At 69.4% G+C, this 24,032-nt stretch carries 17 protein-coding genes; 14 read left to right on the top strand and 3 right to left on the bottom strand.

All coding sequences use genetic code 11. From position 1 onward, the window contains the following. Window positions 1-55: 55 nt before the first annotated feature. Window positions 56-880, bottom strand: a complete 825-nt coding sequence (locus ACT4N7_RS14750) for an ABC transporter ATP-binding protein (RefSeq protein WP_444829279.1) — start codon at window positions 878-880, stop codon at window positions 56-58. A gap of 105 nt (window positions 881-985) precedes the next feature. Here ACT4N7_RS14750 and ACT4N7_RS14755 point away from each other — a divergent pair, with 105 nt between their 5' ends. The 7 genes from ACT4N7_RS14755 (at window position 986) to ACT4N7_RS14785 (ending at window position 8,258) form a co-directional block, all read left to right on the top strand. Continuing rightward, window positions 986-1,381, top strand: a complete 396-nt coding sequence (locus ACT4N7_RS14755; RefSeq protein ID WP_444829280.1) for a hypothetical protein — start codon at window positions 986-988, stop codon at window positions 1,379-1,381. Window positions 1,382-1,386: 5 nt separating this feature from the next. Next, window positions 1,387-2,721: a hypothetical protein gene (locus ACT4N7_RS14760; protein ID WP_444829281.1), complete on the top strand. Its 1,335-nt coding sequence runs from the start codon at window positions 1,387-1,389 to the stop codon at window positions 2,719-2,721. Then, on the top strand, window positions 2,718-3,359 hold the full coding sequence (locus ACT4N7_RS14765; protein WP_444829282.1) for a hypothetical protein: 642 nt from the start codon (window positions 2,718-2,720) through the stop codon (window positions 3,357-3,359). Before ACT4N7_RS14760 ends, ACT4N7_RS14765 begins: the two co-directional genes overlap by 4 nt. 85 nt (window positions 3,360-3,444) lie before the next feature. Then, entirely contained in the window at window positions 3,445-5,580 is a 2,136-nt protein-coding gene (glgX, locus tag ACT4N7_RS14770) for a glycogen debranching protein GlgX (protein ID WP_444829283.1), read from the top strand. A 209-nt stretch (window positions 5,581-5,789) separates the two neighbouring features. After that, window positions 5,790-6,329 carry a cysteine dioxygenase gene (locus ACT4N7_RS14775; RefSeq protein WP_444829284.1) on the top strand — a complete coding sequence of 180 codons (540 nt, stop codon included), beginning with the start codon at window positions 5,790-5,792 and terminating at the stop codon, window positions 6,327-6,329. Beyond that, window positions 6,329-6,724, top strand: coding sequence for a rhodanese-like domain-containing protein (locus tag ACT4N7_RS14780; protein WP_444829285.1), 396 nt, complete (start codon window positions 6,329-6,331; stop codon window positions 6,722-6,724). Before ACT4N7_RS14775 ends, ACT4N7_RS14780 begins: the two co-directional genes overlap by 1 nt. A 442-nt stretch (window positions 6,725-7,166) precedes the next feature. Continuing rightward, the gene (locus ACT4N7_RS14785; protein WP_444829286.1) at window positions 7,167-8,258 is read left to right on the top strand and encodes a tetratricopeptide repeat protein; all 1,092 of its coding nucleotides are present in this window, start codon (window positions 7,167-7,169) and stop codon (window positions 8,256-8,258) included. A 402-nt stretch (window positions 8,259-8,660) separates the two neighbouring features. Here the strand turns inward: ACT4N7_RS14785 and glgP are convergent, their stop codons facing one another. Further along, on the bottom strand, window positions 8,661-11,198 hold the full coding sequence (glgP, locus tag ACT4N7_RS14790) for an alpha-glucan family phosphorylase (RefSeq protein ID WP_444829287.1): 2,538 nt from the start codon (window positions 11,196-11,198) through the stop codon (window positions 8,661-8,663). A gap of 764 nt (window positions 11,199-11,962) precedes the next feature. On the opposite strand from glgP, the gene ACT4N7_RS14795 reads away from it, so the two are divergent. From ACT4N7_RS14795 to ACT4N7_RS14825, 7 genes are all read left to right on the top strand, one after another. Then, window positions 11,963-13,930 (top strand): alpha-1,4-glucan--maltose-1-phosphate maltosyltransferase, encoded by a 1,968-nt coding sequence (locus tag ACT4N7_RS14795; protein WP_444829288.1) that lies wholly within the window; start codon window positions 11,963-11,965, stop codon window positions 13,928-13,930. A 205-nt stretch (window positions 13,931-14,135) separates the two neighbouring features. Continuing rightward, the gene (gene treS / locus ACT4N7_RS14800; protein WP_444829289.1) at window positions 14,136-15,935 is read left to right on the top strand and encodes a maltose alpha-D-glucosyltransferase; all 1,800 of its coding nucleotides are present in this window, start codon (window positions 14,136-14,138) and stop codon (window positions 15,933-15,935) included. 37 nt (window positions 15,936-15,972) lie between these two features. Continuing rightward, window positions 15,973-17,313 (top strand): maltokinase N-terminal cap-like domain-containing protein, encoded by a 1,341-nt coding sequence (locus ACT4N7_RS14805; protein WP_444829290.1) that lies wholly within the window; start codon window positions 15,973-15,975, stop codon window positions 17,311-17,313. Between the two features lie 102 nt (window positions 17,314-17,415). After that, window positions 17,416-17,841, top strand: a complete 426-nt coding sequence (locus tag ACT4N7_RS14810; RefSeq protein ID WP_444829291.1) for a CBS domain-containing protein — start codon at window positions 17,416-17,418, stop codon at window positions 17,839-17,841. A 5-nt stretch (window positions 17,842-17,846) separates the two neighbouring features. Continuing rightward, the gene (gene glgB / locus ACT4N7_RS14815) at window positions 17,847-20,003 is read left to right on the top strand and encodes a 1,4-alpha-glucan branching protein GlgB (protein WP_444829292.1); all 2,157 of its coding nucleotides are present in this window, start codon (window positions 17,847-17,849) and stop codon (window positions 20,001-20,003) included. Window positions 20,004-20,052: 49 nt separating this feature from the next. After that, window positions 20,053-21,462 (top strand): neutral zinc metallopeptidase, encoded by a 1,410-nt coding sequence (locus ACT4N7_RS14820; protein WP_444829293.1) that lies wholly within the window; start codon window positions 20,053-20,055, stop codon window positions 21,460-21,462. 101 nt (window positions 21,463-21,563) lie between these two features. Next, window positions 21,564-23,054 (top strand): neutral zinc metallopeptidase, encoded by a 1,491-nt coding sequence (locus ACT4N7_RS14825; protein WP_444829294.1) that lies wholly within the window; start codon window positions 21,564-21,566, stop codon window positions 23,052-23,054. 7 nt (window positions 23,055-23,061) lie between these two features. On the opposite strand, the gene ACT4N7_RS14830 is transcribed toward ACT4N7_RS14825, so the two are convergent. After that, window positions 23,062-24,009: a tetratricopeptide repeat protein gene (locus tag ACT4N7_RS14830; protein WP_444829295.1), complete on the bottom strand. Its 948-nt coding sequence runs from the start codon at window positions 24,007-24,009 to the stop codon at window positions 23,062-23,064. Window positions 24,010-24,032: the final 23 nt, after the last annotated feature.

Raw genomic sequence — 24,032 nt, forward strand, 5'->3', positions numbered from 1 at the left:
CGCCTCCTACCGGTCCGGTGCAACGACCGTCGCAGGCTACCTGCCGGTACGGAATTCAGCTTCGGCGGCGGGCGAAGTACCGCTCCCCGGACCGCTCCAGCTCCAGCTCCTGACCGAACGCGGCCGACAGGTTCTCGCTGGTCAGCACATCCGCCACCAGACCCTGCGCGACCACGCCGCCCTCGGCCAGCAGCAGCAGGTGGGTGAACCCGGGCGGGATCTCCTCCACGTGGTGGGTGACCAACACGGTCGCGGGCGCGTCCGGGTCGAGCGCCAACTCCGAGAGCCGCGACACCAGGTCCTCGCGGCCGCCCAGGTCCAGGCCGGCGGCGGGCTCGTCGAGCAGCAGCAGCTCCGGGTCGGTCATCAGGGCGCGGGCGATCAGGGTGCGCTTGCGCTCGCCCTCGGACAGCGTGCCGAAGGTCCGGTCGGCCAGGTGCGCGATACCCATCGCCTTGAGCAGCTCCCCGGCGCGGCCGGTGTCGAGCTGGTCGTACTCCTCGCGCCAGCGGCCGAGCACCGCGTACCCGGCGCTGACCACCAGGTCGAGCACCTTCTCGTCGGCGGGCACCCGGCCTGCCAACGCCGCCGAGCAGAACCCGATGCGGGTGCGCAGTTCGAACACGTCCACCCGGCCGAGGCGCTCGCCCAGCACGTCCACGGTGCCGGTCGTCGGGTGCAGTTCGGCGCCCGCGAGGCGCAGCAGGGTCGTCTTGCCCGCGCCGTTGCCGCCGAGGATCACCCAGCGTTCGTCGAGCTCGACGCTCCAGTCCACCGCCGTGAGCAGGTCGTTGCCGCCGCGGCGGACGCCGACGTCCGCCAGGTGCAGCACGAGGTCGTCGGGAGCACTGGCCTGAGTCTGCGCGGTCACGGCCGTCATTGTGCCTTTGCCTCACCGTGCGCTCCGCTTGCCTCCCTGCGCACCCGCGCTGGGCGCGCGCGGCGAGTGCGCCTTGACTGGCGTCGAACGCGAAGGAGTGCGCTGATGGGAACCGGTTACACCGTCAACACCACGAGCCTGGCCGTCCGGGTCGGGGAACTCAAGGCCCTGGCGGGTGAGGTCGAGGCGGCCGCGGGGGCGCTCGACGGCGCCAGCGGCGACCTCGGCCCCGGCAACATCGCCGCCGCCGCCCAGGAACTCGCCGACCAGTGGCGCGACAACCTCGGGAAGATGCGGGACAAGATCGACAAGCTCGCCGACAACGTCAGCGGCGCGGTGGCCAACTACGAGGCGGTCGAGCAGGCCGGTGCCGACCGGCTGCGGATGGCGGTCGACGAGAGCATCGCCGAGCAGCAGCTCGACGTCCTGCGCGTCGCCGCGGCCGCCCAGCAGGCCAAATCCGACCAGTTGCTCGCTGACACGGCCAAGACCGGAGGCTGACCACGATGGCACGCTCCTTCCCAGCACTCGGCTTCGATCCCGCCGAGGGCGAGGTCTCGTCGGTACAAGAGCTGCTGATCAACCTCGCCCAGGTGCAGACCATGCTCGCCGCGGTCGGCCCCCGACTCTCCGAAGCGATCAAGATCGCCGACGACTGGGACGGCTCGGCCGCCGAGGAGTTCAGCGACCACGGCGACGACCTCCCGCTGGGGATCGACAAGGGCGCGGAGTCCATGACGAAGGCGTCCACGGCCCTGGCGACCTGGGGCGGACAGATGAAGGCCAACCAGGACAAGGCCGACGACCTCGAAGCCAAGGCGAAGAAGCTCAAGAAGCAGCTCAAGGCAGCCGAGGCCGCCCAAGACGCGGCGGCATCGGCCATCCCGCACGACACCACCCGGCGGGACTACGACGACAAGTACCAGGCGTTCCTGAACACCGTCGACGAGGCGGGCGACCTGCGGGCGCAGTTGGAAGCGGTCATCGCCGACGCGGAACGGCTCAAGAGCAAGCACCTGCGGGAGGCGAATCAGGCCGCCGAGGGCCTCAAGAGCGGCCCGGACGACGTGTTCGGCGTGGAGAACGACGGCTGGTTCGTGCAGACCCTCGACGGGATCGGCAAGACCTCGGGCATCGTCTCCAGCGCGGCGGCCTTGGTCGCCGCGGGCTCGCTGCTGATCCCCGGTGTCGGCCTGGTCGTGGCCCCGATCGCGGGCACTGTCGCGGCCGGGGCGGGCGGGATCAACGCGCTCACCGGGCTCGCCCAGAAGGCCGCGGGCTCCCGCAACGCGCCGCACTGGATCGACATCGGGCTCGGGCTCGTCCCCGGCCGCACGGTCACCTCCGGCGCGGTCGGCCTGGGCAAGGGCCTGCTCGACGACGTCGCCGAGAACAGCACGCGGCTGCGTACCGCGGGCGCGGGTGCCCGCGACGGCGTCAAGGACGGATTCACCTCCGCCGGACTCGGCCAGGCCGCGAAGAACATCAAGGAACTGCGCGACGCCACCCGAACCACCGGGTCGCTCAAGGAGGCCCTGCGCGAAAAGGGCGCCAAAGACCTGCGCGACAAGGGCGACGACCTCGCCAAGCGCTTCCAGGACCCGGAGAAGTTCACCCCGGCCCAGCGCGACGCCTTCGGCCGCCTCCGCTCCACGGGCGACGCCTTCTCCGCCGCCGTCGACACCACCGTCAAGTCCGCCACCGCGGCGGGCGTCGAACTCACCCCCGCCCAGCGGCGCGAGCTGGAGCTGCTCAAGCTCGCGGGCAACCCCGGCCGCGGCGCGGCGGAGAACGCGGTCATCAACACGACCGCGGTCACCGCGAAGGAGCACAACCCGTGAGGCTCGCCATGCCCGCCGAAGCCCGCCAGGTGTCGATGGGGCAGCCGGAGCTGGCGGTCCAGGAGTTCGCAAGCATCATCGGTGACCTGCGCAACACCCCCGCGTCGGCGGCCGACCTGGAGCCACTGGCAGCCCAGGCCGTGGACGCCGCGCTGCGGGAGGGCGCGTTCCTGATGGCGGTGGTCACCCCAGAAGGCGCCGACCCTGCCCTGCTCACCGGCGTCGCCCTGGTCGTACCGGCAGGCTGGGACACCGACACGGCCGAAGCCCTGCGCGACTCCGTCGAGAACGTCGGCGGCCCGGACGTGCGGGAGACGATGACCGTGGAGACCGCGATGGGCCCAGCCGTGATCGCCCAGCGCATCCCCGGCCCTGAGCAAGCGCGCGAACGGCTGCCGCTGACACTGCAGTTGCAGGGGTTCATCCCGGAGCCGGACACCGGTCGGATGCTGCTGCTGACGCTGGCAAGCCCGTCCCAGCGGGGCTGGCACGAGCACCAGCGGCTGTTCAGCGCACTGGTCGCCTCCGCGACTCCGTCAGGCGAACTGCCTGCCGAGAACCCCGGCCCTTCTTCCCGCAGCCGACGTACGGCCGAGAACGAGGACGAGTCGTTCGAACACCACACCTTCCGGCTGTAGGCGCGGGCCAACCGGCAACCCGAATCGTGGCTCTGTCCAGCACCCCGGCCTTGACACCTCGAACCTGTCAGCCCGGTGGTCCAGGATGGAGGACGTGCCTCACTCAACTCGGCGTCCGCTGCCCGGTCATCCGTTTCCGCTCGGCGCACATCCCGAGGCCGGTGGCGTGCGCTTCGCCGTCGCGTCGTCGGTGGCCGAAGCGGTAGAACTCTGTCTGGTGGCCGACGGCGACAACGGGCCTGTCGAGCAGCGGATCGAACTGACCGAGCGCACCTTCGGCATCTGGCACGGCATGGTCCCCGGCGTCACCCCCGGCCAGCGCTACGGCTATCGCGTGCACGGTCCCTACGACCCCGCACGCGGCATCCGCTGCAACCCGGCGAAACTTCTCGTCGATCCCTACGCGCGGCGGATCACCGGCGCGGTGGCCGACCTGGCCGCCACCCGCGGCTACCGCGGCGACCCGATGACCGGCCCGCCGTCGCGGATCGACTCGCTCGGTTCCGTTCCGCTGTCGGTGGTCACCTCGCCCGGCGGGCCCGACCCGGGACCGCACCCGGACGTGCCGTTCGAGGAGACCGTGATCTACGAACTGCACGTGCGCGGGTTCACCAAGCTCCATCCCGACGTGCCCAAGCACCTGCGCGGCACCTATCTCGGCCTGGCCCACCCCGCCGTGGTCGACCATCTGCTGTGGCTGGGCGTGACGGCCGTCGAACTGCTGCCCGTCCACTCGTTCGCCGACGAGCCACTTCTCCTGCGCTCGGGCAGGCACAACTACTGGGGTTACTCGACCCTTGGCTACCTCGCGCCGCACGCGGGCTACGCGTGCAGGCCGGGCCGCGAGGTCGAGGAGTTCCGCACCATGGTCGCCGCACTGCACGCGGCGGGGATCGAGGTGATCCTCGACGTGGTGTTCAACCACACCTGCGAAGGCGGGGTCGGCGGACCCACGCTGTCGTTGCGCGGCCTCGACGCGCCGGAGTACTACCTGCTCGACGAACGCGGCGCGCACGTCGACCTCACCGGCTGCGGCAACACCCTCGACCCTGGCTCGCCGACCGTGGTGCGACTCGTCGCCGACTCGATGCGCTACTTCGCGGACGAACTCGGTGTCGACGGCTTCCGACTCGACCTGGCCAGTGCGCTGGCCAGGCCACGCGGGGGCGCGTTCGATCCAGACGCCGCACTGCTCACCGCGATCACGACCGACCCGGTGCTCTCCCGCCGCAAGTTGATCGCCGAACCATGGGATGCCACCGGGGAGGGATACCGGGTCGGCGGGTTCGGCAGGCAGTGGGTGGAGTGGAACGGCCGTTATCGCGACGGTGTCCGCGACTTCTGGCGGGGCGCCACGGGCCTGCGCGACGTCGCCTACCGGTTGTCAGGCTCTTCCGACCTGTACGCGGGCGACGGCAAGCGCCCGTGGGCGTCGGTCAATTTCATCACCGCGCACGACGGCTTCACCTTGCGCGACCTCGTCTCCTACGACCACAAGCACAACCACGAGAACGGCGAACACGGCGCGGACGGAACCGATGACAACCGTTCGTGGAACTGCGGTGTCGAGGGCGAGACCGGCGACCGGGCCGTGCTGGCACTGCGCGATCGGCAGGCCCGCAACCTGCTGGGCACGCTCCTGCTGTCCACCGGCACGCCCATGCTGTGTGCGGGAGACGAGCGGTGGCGTACCCAGCACGGGAACAACAATCCCTACTGTCTGGACAACCAGACGTCGTGGGTGGACTGGAGCGTGGACGATCGCGGCGACAACCTGCTCGCCTTCGCCCGGCGGCTGATCGCACTGCGCGCCGACTCCCCGGCCCTGCGCCAGCCACAGTTCTTCGACGGCAGGCCGACCCGCTCCGGTGAACCCGACCTGGTCTGGTTCCGCCCCGACGGCGAACCCATGACCGACTCCGACTGGTTCGACGAGTCCCGCCGCACGATCGGCATGTGGATCGACGGGTCCGAGTGCCTGTCCCGCACCCGTGAAGGCGAACTGGTGGCCGACGACTCATGGCTGCTGCTGCTGCACGCGGGCGCGAACCCGATCGACGTCACGCTGCCCGCCGACCGCTACGGCCAGCATTTCGTCCCCGCGCTGGACAGCGGCACGACGCGCGGCGTGCCAGCCGACGTCGAACCGCTGTCACCAGGCAAACGGATCACACTCGCGGCGCGGGCGTTGCTACTGCTGCGGGCGCCTCGTATCACTTAGTGAGACCGCACCCATGCTCCGTCGGACCATGCCAGCATGAACTGGTGACCAGGTCGTTGTTCTCGTGGCGCGACCGCACGATCGATCTCCTTCGGGTGGCGTCGTGCGGCTGTACCGCCACGCGGCGCACCGGATTCCCTCCTTCCTCGGCCTGAGCCCGGTCGCGTCGCGTTCCGCTGTCGCAATAGGACACGAACGAGGAGCGAGACATGCCGGCTTCAATCACTGACCTGGACATCCACCCCCGGCTGGACCGGCCCGCGTTGCGCAACGTCATCGCGCCGCGGCGACCATTGTGGAGTCCGACCGACCTCCGCGACCTGACGTCCGCGGTGGCGACCATTCTGGCCGCACCGCTGGTCGACATGGTTCGGTTCTCCAGTCCACAGCGCTGGTGGTCGCGGCTCGCGGTTACCGACGAGATCGAACTGTGGCTGTTGTCCTGGCTCCCCGGCCAGGGAACCGACCCGCACGACCACGGGGGCGCGTCCGGTTCGTTCACAGTTCTCCTGGGCGAACTGGCCGAGACCTTCCGCTATCCCGCGGGTCCGATCCGCAATCACCTCCACTGCGCGGGCGAGTCGATCGGCTTCGGCGCGGGCCGAGCCCACCAGGTGCAGAATGTGGGCACCGCGATGGCAGCGAGCGTGCACGCGTATTCGCCGCCGTTGGTGCCCACCCGCGAGTACGTCAGCCTGCGCAACGTCCCCGACGAGATCCCCGCCCTGCCGATCCAGCGAGGTGCCTGATGAGTGCGGTCGATGACTACCTGGCACAAGCCCGCGCCGAACTCAGCCGCGTCGATCCCACCACTGCCGAACAACTGCGCCAGGACGGCGCCCTGTTCATCGACATCCGGCCACTGGTGAACCGAACGGCGGAGGGCGAGATCACAGACTCGATCCCCGTGGAACGCATCCACCTGGAGTGGCGTCTCGACCCCTACGGCGACCACCGCATTCCCGGATTCACCGAGAACAGCACGGTGATCGTCCTGTGCAACGACGGGTACGCCTCCAGCCTGGCCGCCCGCGACCTCAAGCGACTCGGTCTGCGCGAAGCCACCGACCTTGTCGGCGGCTACCGAGCCTGGCGCGCTGCCGGCTTGCCTGTGCGGGAGGGCGGAACCCCACCAGTCCCGTAATCGGCAGAGGCAGACAAGGAGCCACCGTCGACCAAGCCAAGCCCACCAGGTCACCCAGGCCCATCCCGCCAATCGACCGTCGCCGCAGCCCCATCTACCGCCTCGACAGGCCGATTTCGGCCATGCGTCCCGCCTACTGCCCCTGTGCCCGACGGCCAATCGCTGCGGCCCAGCACTCCAACCTCACCTCTGCGACAGTCCATCAGATGTCGGGGTGACCACCGATGCACCAACCGACTCCCCAGGTATCGGCTGACCACCGAAATAGCAACCGACTCCCCGAGGTATCGGCTGACCACCGAAATAGCGACCGACTCCCCCGGGGTATCGGCTGGCCACCGATGCGGAACCGGATCCCGCGCCGTAGCGTCTGTCTCTCGTGCGGGTCCTCCACGTTGTGCGCAGTCCTCTACTGCTGCTTGCGGTCGTCTCCAGCGCGGAGGTGGCCGTCATCGAGCGCTCGGTCGGAGAGGTCGCTCTGGGACTCGTCGGCACTGCTGTCGGGCTTCTCGTTGGCCTCCTTTCGCTCCAAATCGGGATGCTGGTCGGTGCGCTCGCCTTCCGTGCGCGTGTGCACCAGGTGGTCGTGGGCATCGGCACCCGCCTCGCGGATTGGACGACTCCGCGACGTGTCGTCGTCCTGCGTGCGGTTCCGCTGTTTCTCTCGGTGTCGGTCGGCCCGGGCAAAGCCCCGGCACGACAACGGATGTGGGGTGCGGCTCTGTGCTCCGCCACGGCCGGGGTGGCAGCCGCAGGCATCTCCGTCGCGGCGGCATTCACCGCGACGAACGGGTTCACGATCGGACTCGGGACAGCCTGCGTGTTCACCGTCGGGCACGGGCTTGTCCCGCGGAAAACACCCAACTCCACCTCGACTGGATGGCTGTTGGTCAATCTGCATCGATTGACCGGCGTACACGCACAACGACTTGACGCGGCCCCAATGGTGGGACGAACCGTGGACGCCACTCAGGACGGTCGCCTCGACGAAGCGGCCGAACTGGCGAGCCGCCTCCGCGACGAGTACCCGACACTGCGCACGGCCACCGCGGCACGAGTCCTCGTCCTGCAAGCGGAAGGTCACTACGCCGAGGCCATGGTGCTCGCCATGACATTGGTGGAAGACCGCCTGCAGACCCCGCAGGAAGCCGCCGTTTCCTTTGCCGCCTTGGCCGGGCTGGCCTGCGCCACCGTCGAGGCAGGCCAGCTCGATTCGGAACTCGGCCTCAGCACGGCGGCCCAGGCGATCGAGAACGCGGAGACCCTCGGCTACCCCACCTACAAGTTGAACGGCTCCCGAGCCTTGCATCAACTCCTCGCCGGGAACACCGGCCAGGCGATCTCGCTGGCCCGCCTCGCGGCGGACTCGTGTGACGATCTACTGGGACGCGCCGACGACTTGGCGACCCTGGCACGCGCACACATGGCCGCGGGCGACAACCGGCTGGCCCGCGAGGTGCTGGCAGAGGCCGAGAACCTGGTTCCGTGGTGGCCCAGGGTCGCCATGACCCGGAGTCGGCTCGACATCGTCTGAGCTCGACGGCCGAAGTCTGTCGGTCCCCCGCGCGATACTCCACCTTGCTCTTCGCCATCGTCGCCATCCCTCCATCGTTGGTGTACAGCGGATCTTCGTTCATTCGCTCACACGTTCGAAGATAGCGCGTTTGAGACGCCTGTGAAGTGCAAAAACAGGTATTCACTCGATCGAGCGAAGTAGGTCGCCATCGCATCAACGGCATGGCACCATCAAAGTGTGTCGAGATCATCGACCCGTCGACGACGATCTCGACACACCGACGCACTCGCCGCGGCGCGCGTTCGCAGACCATCCATTCGAGACGGTCAGTGCGGGAGTCCATTCAGCACATAAGACGGCGGTGCCACACAAAACGTGTGACACCGCCGAAAGAACAGGGAGGCAACGATGAGCTGACTATCAGGCGAGGACCACCTTGCCCAGCTCCGCGGGGGTGGCGAGCAGCCCGTGTTTGGGAAGCACGCGTGCGGTCACCCCAAGTGCGCCGGCATGCGGCAGCGCGAGTTCGGTGGAGTAGCGGCCGTCCGCGACCGGCCGCATGGACGCTGTCACCACATCGCTGAGGCTGTCGGTGTCGCCGACTCGCCCGACCACGGCTTGGACCTCGACATCGGAGGGGTCGAGGCCAGCAAGATCGACAGAGACGTGCACATGGACGCGGTCGCCGATGACCGGGGTTTGTCCGTCTTCGAGTCCAACCTCGCAGTCGGTGACCCGGATGTGCGGCCACGCACCGGACAACCGCCTCCGGTACTCGGCAAGGTCTCGGGCCACACGGAAGTTGTCGGACTGCGCCAGCGCACCGGCAGTGGCCGCAGGCGCGTAGTGCGCCTCGACGTACTCACGGACCATGCGCGAAGCCTGCACCTGTGGGCCAAGCGAAAGCAGCGTATGCCGCACCATCGCCATCCACCGACTGGGCACACCCGCCTGGTCACGGTCGTAGTAGAGAGGAGCCACCTGTGAGCCGAGCAACTCGTAGAGCGCCGCCGCTTCCAGGTCGTCACGCCGAACAGGGTCGTTGACACCGTCCGCGGTGGGAATCGCCCAACCGTTGCTGCCGTCGTAGAACTCGTCCCACCATCCGTCCCGAATGGACAGGTTCAGCCCGCCGTTGAGCGCTGCCTTCATCCCGGACGTGCCGCACGCCTCCAGCGGCCGCATCGGGTTGTTCAGCCAGACGTCACACCCCCAGTAGAGGTAGCGGGCCATGGACATGTCGTAGTCGGGCAGGAAGACGATGCGGTGCCGCATCTCTGGATCGTCGGCGAATCGGACGATCTGCTGGATGAGCGCCTTTCCGCCATCGTCAGCGGGGTGAGACTTGCCCGCAACCACGAGTTGCACGGGGCGATCGGCGTGCAGCAGCAGTGCCCGCAGGCGCTCGGGGTCGCGCAGCATGAGGGTGAGTCGCTTATAGGTGGGGACGCGACGTGCGAAGCCGACGGTGAGTACGTCGGGATCGAAAACGGAGTCGGTCCAGTTCAACTCCAGGGCGGACGCGCCGCGCTGCAGCCAGGCAGCCCGCACGCGGCGTCGCACCTCACCGACCAGGCGCTCACGCAGGCCGCACCGGATTCGCCAGAGGTCCACATCGTTCACCTGTGGACGGTCGGAGTCGGAGTCCGTATCCGAGCGATCGTGGACGGCGGTGATCTCACGAGCGGCCCAAGTGGGTCCGTGGACGCCGTTCGTGACCGACGAGATCGGAACCTCGTCGGTGTCGAAACCGGGCCACAAACCACCGAACATGCTCCGGCTCACGGCGCCGTGCAACTGGGACACGCCGTTGGCGCGTTGGGCAAGTCGCAGACCCATGTGCGCCATGTTGAACATGCCCGCGTTTTCCTCGGCTCCGAGAGCGAGGATACGACGAAGATCAATACCAGGAAGGAGAGTCTCATCGCCGAAGTAGTGCTGCACTAGGTCGACCGGGAACCGATCGATGCCAGCGGGGACGGGTGTGTGCGTGGTGAACACGGTGCCGGCGCGCACGGCGGACAATGCCTGGTCGAAGTCGAGGCCCTGCCCGGATACTAGTTCGCGGAGTCGTTCGAGGCCGAGGAAACCGGCGTGTCCCTCGTTGGTATGGAACACCTCAGGTTGGGGAGTGCCGGTCAACTCGCAGAACGTGCGGACGGCTCGGACGCCGCCGACGCCCGCGAGGATCTCCTGCCGGATGCGATGGTCTTGGTCGCCGCCGTAGAGGCGGTCGGTGACGCCACGCAGGTCGTCGGAGTTCTCCTCGATGTCGGAGTCCAGGAGGAGCAGCGGCACCCGACCGACCTGCGCCTTCCAGATCCGGGCCCGGAGCACCCGGCCGCCTGGCATCGCGACGTGTACCAGGATCGGTGCCCCTGACGGCTCGGCGAGGGGCTGGAGCGGAAGCCCGTTCGGGTCGATCACCGGATAGTGCTCGACCTGCCAGCCGTCGAGGGACAGTGACTGCCGGAAGTAGCCCGAACGATAGAGGAGGCCAACGCCGATGAGCGGCACGCCGAGGTCGGACGCGGCCTTGAGGTGGTCGCCCGCGAGGACGCCGAGGCCGCCGGAGTAGTTCGGCAGGGCCTCGGTGACCCCGAACTCCATCGAGAAGTAGGCGATGGCGCCGGGGAGTCGGGTGCCGTTGAGTTCGGTCGCCCGATGCTGGTACCAACGCGGTTCGTCCAGGTACCGGCGCAGGTCATCGGACACGGCGCGCACGTGGTCGAGGAAGGCGTCGTCGCCTGCCAGGCGCTCCAGGCGGTCGGCCGGGACCTGAGCGAGCAAGTGGAGCGGGTCGCCGCCGACTCGCTCCCAAATGTCCTGGTCGACGGCGGCGAACAGATCCTGCGTGGGCGGATGCCAGGTCCACCGCAGGTTGGTGGCGAGCATGCCGAGATCGGCAAGCGGCTCGGGCAGACCGGCACGGACGGTGAATCGGCGTACGGCTCTCACGGTGACCGACCCTATCGGCCAAGCTGGATCGAGCAAGCCGCCCGTCCGTTGTCGCCGGTCGTGGCAGTCCGGGTAGGAGTGCAGTCGCGCTGGTCGAGCGCAACGGGCAGCCGGTGGGAAGTCGACGAAAGCAGACGAAAGAAAGATGGGTGAGCCAGGGACGGAAATGCACTCGGCAGGAACTGCCGACTGAGCGAACGCCGACGACAGAAGCCGTGAGCGGGCAGACGACGCACGTGCGCTCGACTGTGAGCGGCAGACGAAGCATGCGTGCTTGACCATGGCCGGGCTGTGGGTAGTGGCTGTGGGTAGTGATCGACACGCTCTGGTACCTGGTGGTGTCGCGCTGCCGCGATCGCAGCCTCGGCGGTCCCATGGCCGCCCTGGTCCCACGGCAGCCCCGGCCCATGGTGGCGCCTGCCCAGGCTGGCACTACCACGACATGGTGCTGGGACTTGGATCTGCGGACACGTGGCGCGGAACGCAGCACGTGGGCAGCCGGTGGTCAATGCGGACCTGCGGCGATTGGCGAGCAGTGGCCGGGCCGGGCCGTGCCGGGTCGGGCGATGCGGTGCCGGTCGACGGTGGGTGGACTGCGGGATGTCTGGGAACTGTCAACCTGTGCGGGAAGACTGGCGGAAGAACCGATCGATTCCCGGGCTTGACGGTGCTCGGCGGGCAGAACGTCGGGAGGCCGTTGTGTGCGACTGGATCGAGCAAGGCAAACTGGATACAGGCACCCGCAACGGAGAGGAGCCTGACCGGTGAGCGGTCGGCTGGGTATCGACGAGGTCTCCCCGAACGTCTCGTGTGGTCGCTATCCGTCGAAGGCCGTGGTGGACGAACACATCCCCGTCCGCGCGACCGTGTGGCGTGAAGGCCATGACGCGGTGGCGGCCACCGTCATGTGGCGGGGACCGCAGGACCGCAAAGCTCGTCGGACGCGGATGGCGCCCGAGGGGGTGGCCGTCGACCGGTGGGTGGCGGAGATCGTTCCCGACACCACGGGGCTGTGGACCTACCGGGTCGACGCTTGGAGCGACCCGTGGTCGACGTGGCGGCACGCGGTCGAGGTGAAGGTGGGGGCGGCCCAGAGCCCGGACGAACTGGCGAACGACCTGGAGACCGGGGCCCGCCTGCTGGAGCGGGTCGGCAGGCGTCCTGATCGCAATGGTGACCGCAAGCTTCTGGTGTCCGCCGCCCGTGCGCTGCGCGACACGTCATTGCCGTTGCCCGCGCGGATTGCGGAGGCGCTGTCCGAGCCGGTGCAGCGGGTGATGACGACGCACCCGGTGCGCGAACTCGTCACCAGGGGTAAGCCGCACCAGGTGTGGGTTGACCGCAAGACCGCGCTTTACGGCTCCTGGTATGAGTTCTTCCCCCGGTCAACTGGGGGCCTGGACACCGAGGGCAAGCCGGTGCACGGAACGTTCCGCACGGCGATTCGGGAACTGGACCGGGTCGCGGACATGGGGTTCGACGTCGTCTATCTGCCGCCGATTCACCCGATCGGCGCGGTGAACCGGAAGGGGTCGAACAACAGCGTCGTCGCCGATGATGGTGATGTCGGCTCGACCTGGGCGATCGGGTCGGCGGACGGCGGGCACGACGCGATCCACCAGGACTTGGGGACGTTCGAGGACTTCGACGCGTTCGTCGCGCGCGCGAAGGAGCTCGACCTGGAGGTCGCGCTCGACTTCGCGTTGCAATGCGCGCCGGATCACCCGTGGGTGACCGAGCATCCTGAATGGTTCACCACCCGCCCCGATGGGACGATCGCGTACGCGGAGAACCCGCCGAAGAAGTACCAGGACATCTACCCGATCAACTTCGACAACGACCCGGACGGCCTCTACGCCGAGATCCTGCGCGTCGTGTTGTTCTGGGTGAGTCATGGGGTTCGGGTGTTCCGAGTGGACAATCCGCACACCAAGCCACCGGACTTCTGGGAGTGGCTGATCCGGCAGGTGAAGGCCGTCGAGCCCGACGTCTTGTTCCTGTCGGAGGCGTTCACGCGGCCCGCGCGGCTCTACGGGCTGGCGAAGCTCGGATTCACCCAGTCGTACACGTATTTCACCTGGCGGACGTCCAAGCAGGAGTTGATCGAGTTCGGCGTCGAACTGGTCGAGCGGGCCGATGTGGCGCGGCCGAACCTGTTCGTCAACACCCCCGACATCCTGCACGCGTCCCTGCAGTACGGCGGGCGGGGGATGTTCGCGATCCGGGCCGCGCTGGCCGCGACGATGTCGCCGACGTGGGGCGTTTACTCCGGCTTCGAACTCTACGAGCACGAGGCGGTCCGCCAGGGCAGCGAGGAGTACCTGGACTCGGAGAAGTACCAGCTCCGACCGCGCGACTTCGCGGGGGCGCTGGCGGAGGGCCGGTCGCTGCAGCCGTGGATCACGCGGCTCAACGCGATCCGCCGGATGCACCCGGCGCTGCAGCAGCTTCGCACGCTGCGGTTCCACCATGTCGACAACGACGCGCTGGTCGCCTTTTCCAAGACCGACCCGGCGACCGGGGACACTGTCGTCTGCCTGATCACGCTGGACCCGGGCGCGGCGCAGTCTGGAACCCTCTGGCTGGACCTGGCCGCGATAGGGCTCGAACCGCACGGCACGTACACCGTCTTCGACGAGGTGTCCGGGCAGACCTGGCAGTGGGGGCACGCGAACTACGTGCGGCTGGACCCGTGGCAAGCCGTGGCGCACATCGTGCACATCAGGCGGTAACCAGCCCGCGCGATGAGCCACGACAGCGTGCCCCGACCCGAGCTAGTCGAGGCCGACGCCCGGGTCACGGCTGGCGCCGGAGTGCACCACAGGACACGTAACGACAGGTCAGCAGGGGTGACGGTTAGTACCCACGCGCACGTGGTACGCATTGTCAACCGGACAACGACGACGGTGACAGGACGACGTGACAGGGCGACAAAGCATGACAGTTCAGGACTCCACCGCGCCGGACGCGGCACTGGGTCTCGACGGCATTCCGCACACCGGCGCGGCACTGACCGCGGACGGACACCTCACCGAGCCGCAGGCAGAGGACTTCACCCACGCGAGATCGGCGCCGCCGGATCCGTTCTGGTACAAGAGCGCGGTCTTCTACGAGGTGCTGTGCCGCGCGTTCAACGACTCCGACGGCAACGGCACGGGCGACCTGCGCGGCCTCGCGGACAAGCTCGACTACCTGCAGTGGCTCGGCGTCGACTGTCTCTGGCTGCCGCCGTTCTACGCGTCGCCGTTGCGGGATGGGGGGTATGACATCAGCGACTTTCGCGCGGTGCTGCCCGAGTTCGGCACGGTCGACGATTTCAGCTATCTGCTCGACCAGGCGCACAAGCGGGGCATCCGGGTGATCACCGACCTGGTGCTCAACCACACCTCCGACGCGCACCCGTGGTTCCAGGAGTCACGGCAGCACCCGGACGGGCCCTACGGCGACTACTACGTCTGGTCCGACACCGACGACCGGTACAAGGACGCGCGGATCATCTTCGTCGACACGGAGACGTCCAACTGGACCTTCGACCCGGTGCGCGGCCAGTTCTACTGGCACCGATTCTTCGCCCACCAACCCGACCTGAACTACGAGAACCCCGAGGTCGCCGAGGCGATGCTCGACGTGCTGCGGTTCTGGTTGGACATCGGCATCGACGGGTTCCGGCTGGACGCGGTGCCCTACCTGTTCGAGGAGGAGGACACCAACTGCGAGAACCTGCCGCGCACGCACGAGTTCCTCAAGCAGTGCCGCAAGGTCGTCGACGACGAGTTCCCCGGCCGGGTGCTGCTGGCCGAGGCGAACCAGTGGCCCGCGGACGTGGTGCAGTACTTCGGCGACCCGGACGTCGGCGGCGACGAGTGCCACATGGCGTTCCACTTCCCGCTGATGCCGCGGATCTTCATGGCGGTGCGCCGGGAGTCGCGGTTCCCGATCTCGGAGATCCTCGCGCAGACACCGGCCATCCCGGCGGGCGCGCAGTGGGGCATCTTCCTGCGCAACCACGACGAGCTGACCCTGGAGATGGTCACCGACGACGAGCGCGACTACATGTACGCGGAGTACGCCAAGGACCCGCGGATGAAGGCGAACATCGGCATCCGGCGACGGCTGGCGCCGCTGTTGGACAACGACCGCAACCAGCAGGAGCTGTTCACCGCGCTGCTGTTGAGCCTGCCGGGCTCGCCTGTTCTCTACTACGGCGACGAGATCGGCATGGGCGACAACATCTGGCTGGGTGACCGCGACGCGGTGCGCACGCCGATGCAGTGGTCGCCCGACCGCAACGCCGGGTTCTCCCGCTGCGACCCGGCCCGGCTCTACCTGCCCGCGATCGCCGACCCGGTGTACGGCTTCCAGGCGGTCAACGTCGAGTCGCAGATGAACAACACCTCGTCGCTGCTGCACTGGACGCGGCGGATGCTGCAGGTGCGCACCGAGCATCCGGCGTTCGGGATGGGCGACTTCACCGAGTTGGGCTCCTCGAATCCGAGTGTGCTGGCCTATCTGCGCAGACACGAGGACGACGTGGTCATCTGTGTGAACAACCTGTCGCGGTTCCCGCAGCCGGTGGAACTGCACCTGTCCGACCACAATGGACGCGTGCCGGTCGAGCTGACCGGCGGTGTCCGGTTCCCGGCGATCGGCGAGCTGCCGTACCTGCTCACGCTGCCCGGCCACGGCTTCTACTGGTTCCAGATCACCACTGCCCAGGAGGAAGGCGAACCCCAGTGAGCGAACCGATGTCACCGTGCGTCCGTGAGGGGTCGTCGTGAGCACCCGACCGCTGCAGGCCGTGGAGACCCTGGCGGACGACCTGTGCGCCTGGCTGCCCACGCAGCGCTGGTTCGCGGCCAAGGGGCAGGCGCTGTCCTCGGTGCGGGTGATCCGCGCGGAGCTGATCGCGGGCGGCGACCCCGCACTGGTGCACACGCTGGTCGAGGCCGCGGGCGGCGAGGTCTACCAGGTGCTCATCGGCGTCCGCGACCACCTTCCCGAACACCTGGCGCACGCGGTCATCGGCAAGCTCGGCGACGCCTACGCCTACGCCGCCACGCACGACCCGGAGCTGATGTCGCTGCTGCTCGACCTGCTGGCCGAGGGCGCCGACCGGGGCGGGCTGAGCTGGCGCGCGGAGCCGGGTGTCGAGCTGGTCACCGGGCTGCGGGCGCGCCCGATCGGGGTGGAGCAGAGCAACACGTCGGTGGTGTTCGGCTTCCACTACATCCTCAAGCTGTTCCGCCGCCCGGTGCCCGGCCCGAACCGCGACGTGGACCTGCATCGGGCGCTGCACCGCGCGGGCAGCGCCCAGGTGGCGCAGCCGGTGGCGGTGGTGGCGGGCGAGGACATGGTGCTGGCTTTCGCGCAGCGCTTCCTCGGCGACGCGGCGGAGGGTTGGGCGACCGCGACGGCCAGTGTGCGCGACCTGCTGGCCGAGGGCGACCTGCACGCGGGCGAGGTCGGCGGCGACTTCGCGGGCGAGGCGGCGCGGCTCGGCGCGGCGGTGGCGCGGGTGCACGCGGATCTCGCGGCGGCGCTGGGGACCGAGTCGATCGACGCGCGCCGGATCGGGGCGACCGTGGACGCGATGCACACGCGGCTGGACACGGTGCTCGGCGAGGTGCCGGAGCTGGTAGAGCACGAGTCGGTGCTGCGCGCGGCGTTCGACGCGGTCCGGGCGCTGCCCGGCGACATCATGGCCCAGCAGGTGCACGGCGACCTGCACCTCGGGCAGGTGCTGCGGACCACCGCGGGCTGGGTCCTGATCGACTTCGAGGGCGAGCCCGCGTCGCGGCCGGACGAGCGGGCGCGCACCCGGTCGCCGCTGCGCGACGTGGCGGGGATGCTGCGGTCGTTCGACTACGCGGCGCTGCACCTGCTGGCGGGCGAGGAGCCCGACCACCAGCGCGAGACTCGGGCCGCGGAGTGGGCGGACCGCAACCGCGCGGCGTTCTGCGACGGCTATGCCTCGATCGGCGGCGACCCGCGCGCGCACGCGGTGCTGCTGCGGGCATTCGAGCTGGACAAAGCGGTGTACGAGGTGTCCTACGAGCACCGCAACCGGCCCGACTGGATGGCCATCCCGCTGGCGGCGATCCGACGGGCGTCCTGAGCCATTCGCGTTGTCCGAGTTTCGGACAGGCCCGATGGTGGTTAATCTGATCGACAAGGCCCGCTCAGGGTGACGCGACGGGACGGGATCGGGGTGTCCAGGATGCGGATCTCGGATGTGTTGCGTGGCAAGGGCGCGGATGTCGCCACGGTCGACCCGGGCACCACGGTGGCGGGCCTGATCGGCGTGCTCGCCGAGCACAACGTCGGCGCCCTCGTGGTGGTCGACACCGACGCCGTGGTCGGGATCGTCTCCGAGCGCGACGTCGTGCGCAGGCTCGCGGAGCGCGGCGGCGACCTGCTCAACGCCACGGTCGCCGACATCATGACGACGAATGTGTTCACCTGTGTGCCGGAGGACAGCGTGGACAGCCTGGCGGCCACGATGACCGACCGCCGCATCCGGCACATGCCCGTGGTGGTCGAGGGCAGGCTCGTCGGCATCGTCAGCATCGGCGACGTCGTCAAGATCCGCATCAGCCAGCTCGAAACCGACCGCGAACAGCTCCAGAACTACATCCAAGGTTGATCCTTTTGGTTGACGAGATCGAGCGCCTCCTCGCGGGGGCGCACCACGATCCACATTCGCTGCTCGGCGTCCACCCGGACCCGCGCCGACCCGGCGGGGCGGTGCTGCGGGCGCTGCGGCCGAACGCGAAGTCCGTGGCCGCCCTGGTGGGTGCGCGGCGCTACGAGCTGGACCAGATCGGTGACGATGTGTTCGCCGCCGAGCTGCCCGAGGTGCCGACCGAGTACCTGTTCGAGGTCGACTACGGCGCGGGCCCGGAGCTGGTGGACGACCCGTACCGGTGGCTGCCGACGCTGGGCGAGCTGGACCTGCACCTGTTCGGCGAGGGTCGCCATGAGCGGCTGTGGGAGGTCCTCGGCGCGCGGGTGCTCTCCTACGACACGCCCGCGGGCGTCGTCGCGGGCACGGCGTTCGCGGTGTGGGCGCCGACAGCGCAGGGCGTGCGCGTGTGCGGCGACTTCGACGGCTGGGACGGCCGGGCCAACCCGATGCGCTCGCTGGGTTCGTCCGGGGTGTGGGAGCTGTTCATCCCGGGGGTGCCCGCGGGCACCCGGTACAAGTTCCGCGTCCACGCCGCCGACGGCTCGTGGCACGAGAAGGCGGATCCGATGGCCTTCGCCACCGAGATCCCGCCCGCGACCGCGTCCGTGGTGTCCACTTCGGACTACACCTGGCAGGACGCGGAGTGGCTCGCGCGCCGCGACGCGACCTCGTGGAGTTCGGCGCCGATGAGCGCCTACGAGGTGCACCTCGGGTCGTGGCGCCAGGGCCTGGGCTACCGCGAGCTGGCCGACCAGCTCGGCGACTACCTGACCGAGCACAACTTCACCCACGTCGAGCTGCTGCCGGTGGCCGAGCACCCGTTCGGCGGGTCCTGGGGCTACCAGGTCACCTCGTACTTCGCGCCGACCGCGCGGTTCGGCACCCCCGACGAGTTCCGCTATTTCGTGGACGCCTTGCACCAGCGGGAAATCGGCGTGCTGGTCGACTGGGTGCCCGCGCACTTCCCGCGCGACTCGTGGGCGCTGGCCCGCTTCGACGGCGGCCCGCTCTACGAGCACGCCGACCCGCGCCGCGGGGAGCAGCCCGACTGGGGCACGCTGGTGTTCGACTTCGGCCGCCCCGAGGTGCGCAACTTCCTGGTGGCCAACGCGCTGTACTGGATCGAGGAGTTCCACGTCGACGGCCTGCGCGTCGACGCGGTGGCCTCCATGCTGTACCTCGACTACTCGCGCGCCGAGGGCCAGTGGCTGCCCAATGTCCACGGTGGACGGGAGAACCTGGACGCGGTGCGGTTCCTGCAGGAGCTGAACGCGACCGTCTACAAGCACCACCCGGGCATCGTGATGGTCGCCGAGGAGTCGACCGCGTGGCCCGGGGTGACCCGGCCGACGCACCTGGGCGGACTCGGGTTCGGGTTCAAGTGGAACATGGGCTGGATGCACGACACGCTGCGCTACACCGGCCACGATCCCGTGCACCGCGCCTTCCACCACAACGAGCTGACCTTCTCGCTGATGTACGCCTGGAGCGAGAACTTCGTGCTGCCGCTGTCGCACGACGAGGTGGTGCACGGCAAGGGCTCGCTGTGGGAGCGCATGCCCGGCGACGACTGGAACAAGGCGGCCGGGCTGCGCGCGCTGCTGGCCTACATGTGGGCGCACCCCGGCAAGCAGCTCCTGTTCATGGGCGGCGAGTTCGGCCAGGTGCGGGAGTGGTCGGAGGCCCGCTCGCTCGACTGGGAGTTGACCGGCGACGTGCTACACCGGGGCGTGCAGTCGCTGGTGGCCGACCTGAACTCGGTCTACCGCGAGCAGCCCGCGCTGTATGTCGACGACACCCGGCCCGAGGGCTTCTCGTGGATCGACGCCAACGACTCCGCGGGCAACGTGCTGAGCTTCCTGCGCCTCGGCGGCGCGCGGGAACTGGCGTGCGTGACCAACTTCGCGGGCGCCCCGCACCGGGACTACCGGGTCGGCCTGCCGCGCGCGGGCCGCTGGCGGGAGGTCTTGAACACCGATGCGCTGGCCTACGGCGGATCCGGCGTGGGGAACCTCGGCGGGGTCGTCGCGGAGAACGAGCCGTGGCACGGGCGGCCCGCGTCGGCAGTGCTGCAGCTACCGCCGCAGGGTGTGGTGTGGCTCGTGCCCGAGGAGGCCTGAGTCGGCCGTTACCGCACGGGGCGCCACGGCTCTGGGGCACACTGGTCAGGTGAGCGCGCGAACCCGATTCGGTGACACCGCCCGGCTCGTGCTGGCGATCCTGCTGGCCGGGTCGGCGGTTTCGTGCACCACGACCATCCCCGGCGAGCCGATCGGCCAGGGGTCGGTCGTCTCCCGTGGCGACCCCGACAACCCGGGCGGTGTCGACCCGTCGTTCGTGGCGAACTCCGATGGCGGCGAGATCGACCGGCTCGCCGCGACGGTGATCACCGACGTGCGCACGTATTGGGAGCAGACCTTCCCGGAAGCGTTCGGCAAGCAGTTCGAGGATCTCAAGGGCGGCTACTACTCCGTCGACACCGCCGACGCCGGCAGCAAGGCACCGCCGTGCGCGGACAAGTCGACCGACGTGGAGGGCAACGCCTTCTACTGCCCGACCGCGGACGTCATCGCCTGGGATCGCGCGGCACTGCTGCCGGTGCTGCGCGACCGGTTCGGCGAGGCGGCGGTGATGCTGGTGCTGGCGCACGAGATGGGCCACGCCGTGCAGGCTCGCACCGGCGCCGGGGTCGACCAGCGCAAGGCGAACCCGCGCAAGTTCCCGACGATCCTCATCGAGGCGATGGCCGACTGCTACGCGGGCTCGTTCGTGCGCTGGGTCGCCGACGGCAAGGCGCGGCACCTGGAGATCGCCAAGGAGCGGCTGGACTCGGCGCTGGAGTCGCTGATCAGCTTCCGCGACCCGATCGGCACCGACCAGACCGACCGCGGCGCGCACGGCGACGCCTTCGACCGGGTCTCGGCGTTCCAGGACGGCTACGAGAGCGGCGTGAAGCTGTGCGCCGATATGACGGTGGAGAACCGGAAGTTCACCCTCAGCGGGTTCACCGACGCGGGCGACCAGGCCCGCGGCGGCAACCTGGAGTTCGACCAGATCGTCACCTCGATCACGCCCGGGCTCAACAAGTACTTCGCCGAACTGGTCACCAAGGCAGGCAGGCAGTGGGCCGAGCCCAAGGTCCGGGAGGTGGGCAGCCGGCCGAACTGCACGCGCGCCGACCAGGGCCCGGTGGCGTTCTGCCCGGACGGCACCGCGGTGGAGGTGGACACCGCGAAGGAACTGCCGAAGATCCACGCCGACATCGGCGACTACGCGACCGGCACCCTGATGGCCAGCCGCTACGGCCTGGCCGCGCTGGCCGCGTCGGGCAAGCCGGTCGAAGGCGCCGACGCGCAGCGCTCCGCGGTGTGCCTGGCGGGCGCGTTCACCGGGTCGCTGTTCGGCGCGACGCCGCGATTCCTGTCCCCCGGCGACCTCGACGAGGCCGTGCAGGTGCTGCTCGACTACGACTACGCCGCCCGCGACACCTCGGGCAAGGCCATCGACGCCGGGTTCGACCGGGTGACCGCGTTCCGCGACGGATTCACCCGTGGCGGGCAGGATTGCGGCCTGACCTGAGGCGCGCATGGGTGGATCGACGTACGACAAACCGGACGCGGCAGTAGGGTGCTCGCAGGCGAAACGACAGGTCCCCGGACCGGTGCGAGCGAAGTGTGGGGATGACGGTGCGGGTAGGCGGTACGCGGATCAGGATCGCGGTGACGCTCGCGGCGGCGGCCGTGGTGGTCGGCCAGGTCGGCGGCTGCGCGGGCCAGCCGATAGCGGGCCAGGCGCGTGGCGTCGGCGACATCGACGCGGGCACCGCGGGCGGCATCCCGGTCGACAACAACGGCCCGAGCGGCCCGAAGCAGGGCGTGCCCGACGCGCAGCTCCAGGTGGAGAACGCCGACAACGGCGAGATGGACCGGCTGGCCGTCAACGCGCTGTCCGACATCTACGACTACTGGACCGAGCGCATGCCTGCCGACTTCGACGGCAAGCAGTTCGAGCCGGTCAGACGCCTGGCGTCCTACGACTCGCAGGGCAAGGCGATCAAGCTGTGCGGCACCAGCACGGCCGACCTGGTCAACGCATTCTACTGCGGCGCGGACGACAGCGTGGCGTGGGACCGCGGGGTGCTGCTGCCGATGTTGGACAAGCAGTTCGGCCCGATGTCCGTGGTCGCCGTGCTGGCGCACGAGATGGGCCACGCCGTGCAATTCCGGCTGGGCAGTCAGAGCAACATCAACCAGGGCACGCCGACGATCGTCAAGGAGCAGCAGGCGGACTGCTACGCGGGCGGCTTCTTCCGCCACGTCGCGGAGAAAAAGGCCAAGCACTTCGACATCAACGCCGGTCAGGGCCTCAACCAGGTGCTCGCGACGATGTTCTTCATCCGCGACCCCGCGGGCCTCTCGGCGAGCAAGCAGGGCGCGCACGGCCTGGCGTTCGACCGCGTCTTCGCCTTCCAGGCCGGCTTCACCGAGGGCCCGAAGCGGTGCGCGCGGATGGATGTGGACGAGATCAACGGCCGCATCGCGGAGAAGGAACGCAACGAGCAGGACGAGCAGAGCAAGGGCGAGGTCGACGTCACCGACAAGAAGTTCCTCGGCCTGCTGAAGAAGAGCCTGGACGAGGCGTTCAAGCGCTCCGGGGCCACCCCGCCCGAGATCGTGGACAACGGCGCCAAGTGCGCCAACGGCGATTCGACACCGCCCGCGACCTACTGCCCGGAGGAGAACGTGGTGGCGATCGACCTGGCGAAGCTGGCGAAGATCGCCGCCCCACCCAAGCGCGGGCAGGAGCCGGGCGCGGAGGGCAACGGCATCGGCGACTTCGCGGCGTTCGCCGAAATCGCGTCGCGGTATTCGCTGGCGATCCAGAAGTCGGTCGGGGTGTCGCTGGAGGGTGAGCGAACCGGCCTGCGCACGGCCTGCCTGACCGGCGCGTGGGCCGCGTACACCGAGGACAAGGTCCCCAATGACGGCGACGGCGACCTGCACATCGCGGTGGGCGACCTGGACGAGGCGGTGGCCGAACTGCTGCAGGACGACAGCCTGATCGCGGCGGACGTCACCGGCAAGCAGATCCCGTCCGGCTTCGCCCGCGTGGAGGCGTTCCGCATCGGCTTCTTCGACGGCGACAAAGGCTGCGCCGTCCAGTTCAGCTAGGACGTGTCTAGTACAACGCGCTGGCCAGGTCGCGGCGTGCCTTCGCTACCAGCGGGTCGTCCGCGGCGAACAGGTCGAACAGGGACACCAGGTGGGTGCGGGCCTTGTCGCGGTCGTCGCCGGTGGTTCGGCGGACGGTGTTGACCAGCCGGGCGAACGCCTGCTCGGTCTGCTGGCCCGCCAGTTCCAGGTCGGCCGCGGCGAGTTGGGCGTCGACGTCGTCGGGGGAGGTGTCGGCGCGGACGATCACCGAGGGGTCGATGGCCTCGGTTCGGGCCAGGAACCGGACCTGTGCCAGCGCCGCCCTTGCCTCCTCGTTGCCCGGCTCGGCGTCGAGGATCACCTGGTAGCCCGCCTCGGCCGCGGCGTAGTCGCCGCGCTCGAAGGCTTCCTCGGCGGCCACGAACCGCTCGTCCTCGGGCTCGGGCTCCGGCTCGGCCCCCACCGGGCCGCCGTTCTCCGCGGCCCGGATGCCGGGCAGGCGGTCGCGCAGGGCGTCGACCAGGCCGGTGAGCCACTGCCGGAGCTGCGGCTCCGGCGGCACGTCGCCGAACGCCTCGACCGGCTGGCCTGCCGCGATGGCCACCACCATCGGCACCGACTGCACCCCGAAGAGCTGGGCCACCCGCGGGCTGACGTCGATGTCGACCTTCGCCAGCCGCCAGACGCCGTTGGCTTCGGCGGCGAGGCGCTCCAGCAACGCGAAGAGCTGCATGGCCTGGGCCGACCAGGCCGCCACCAGCGCGACGACAACAGGCACCTGCGTCGAGCGCTCGACCACCTCGGCCTGGAACTCGGCCTCGGTGACCTCGACGAACGCGCCACCCCCGGCGGGCGCGGCGGCCGACGGCGGCCGGTTCGTGGCGTCCGCACGGGCCTTGAGCCCGGAGAGGTCCACCGCCCGGGAGAGGGCGGCGGACAGTGCGGCGGTCTGGCGTGGATCTGGCCTGGTCACCTGCACATCCTGGCATGAGCCTC

The organism is Actinokineospora sp., from assembly GCF_052390155.1.
Lineage (GTDB): Bacteria > Actinomycetota > Actinomycetes > Mycobacteriales > Pseudonocardiaceae > Actinokineospora.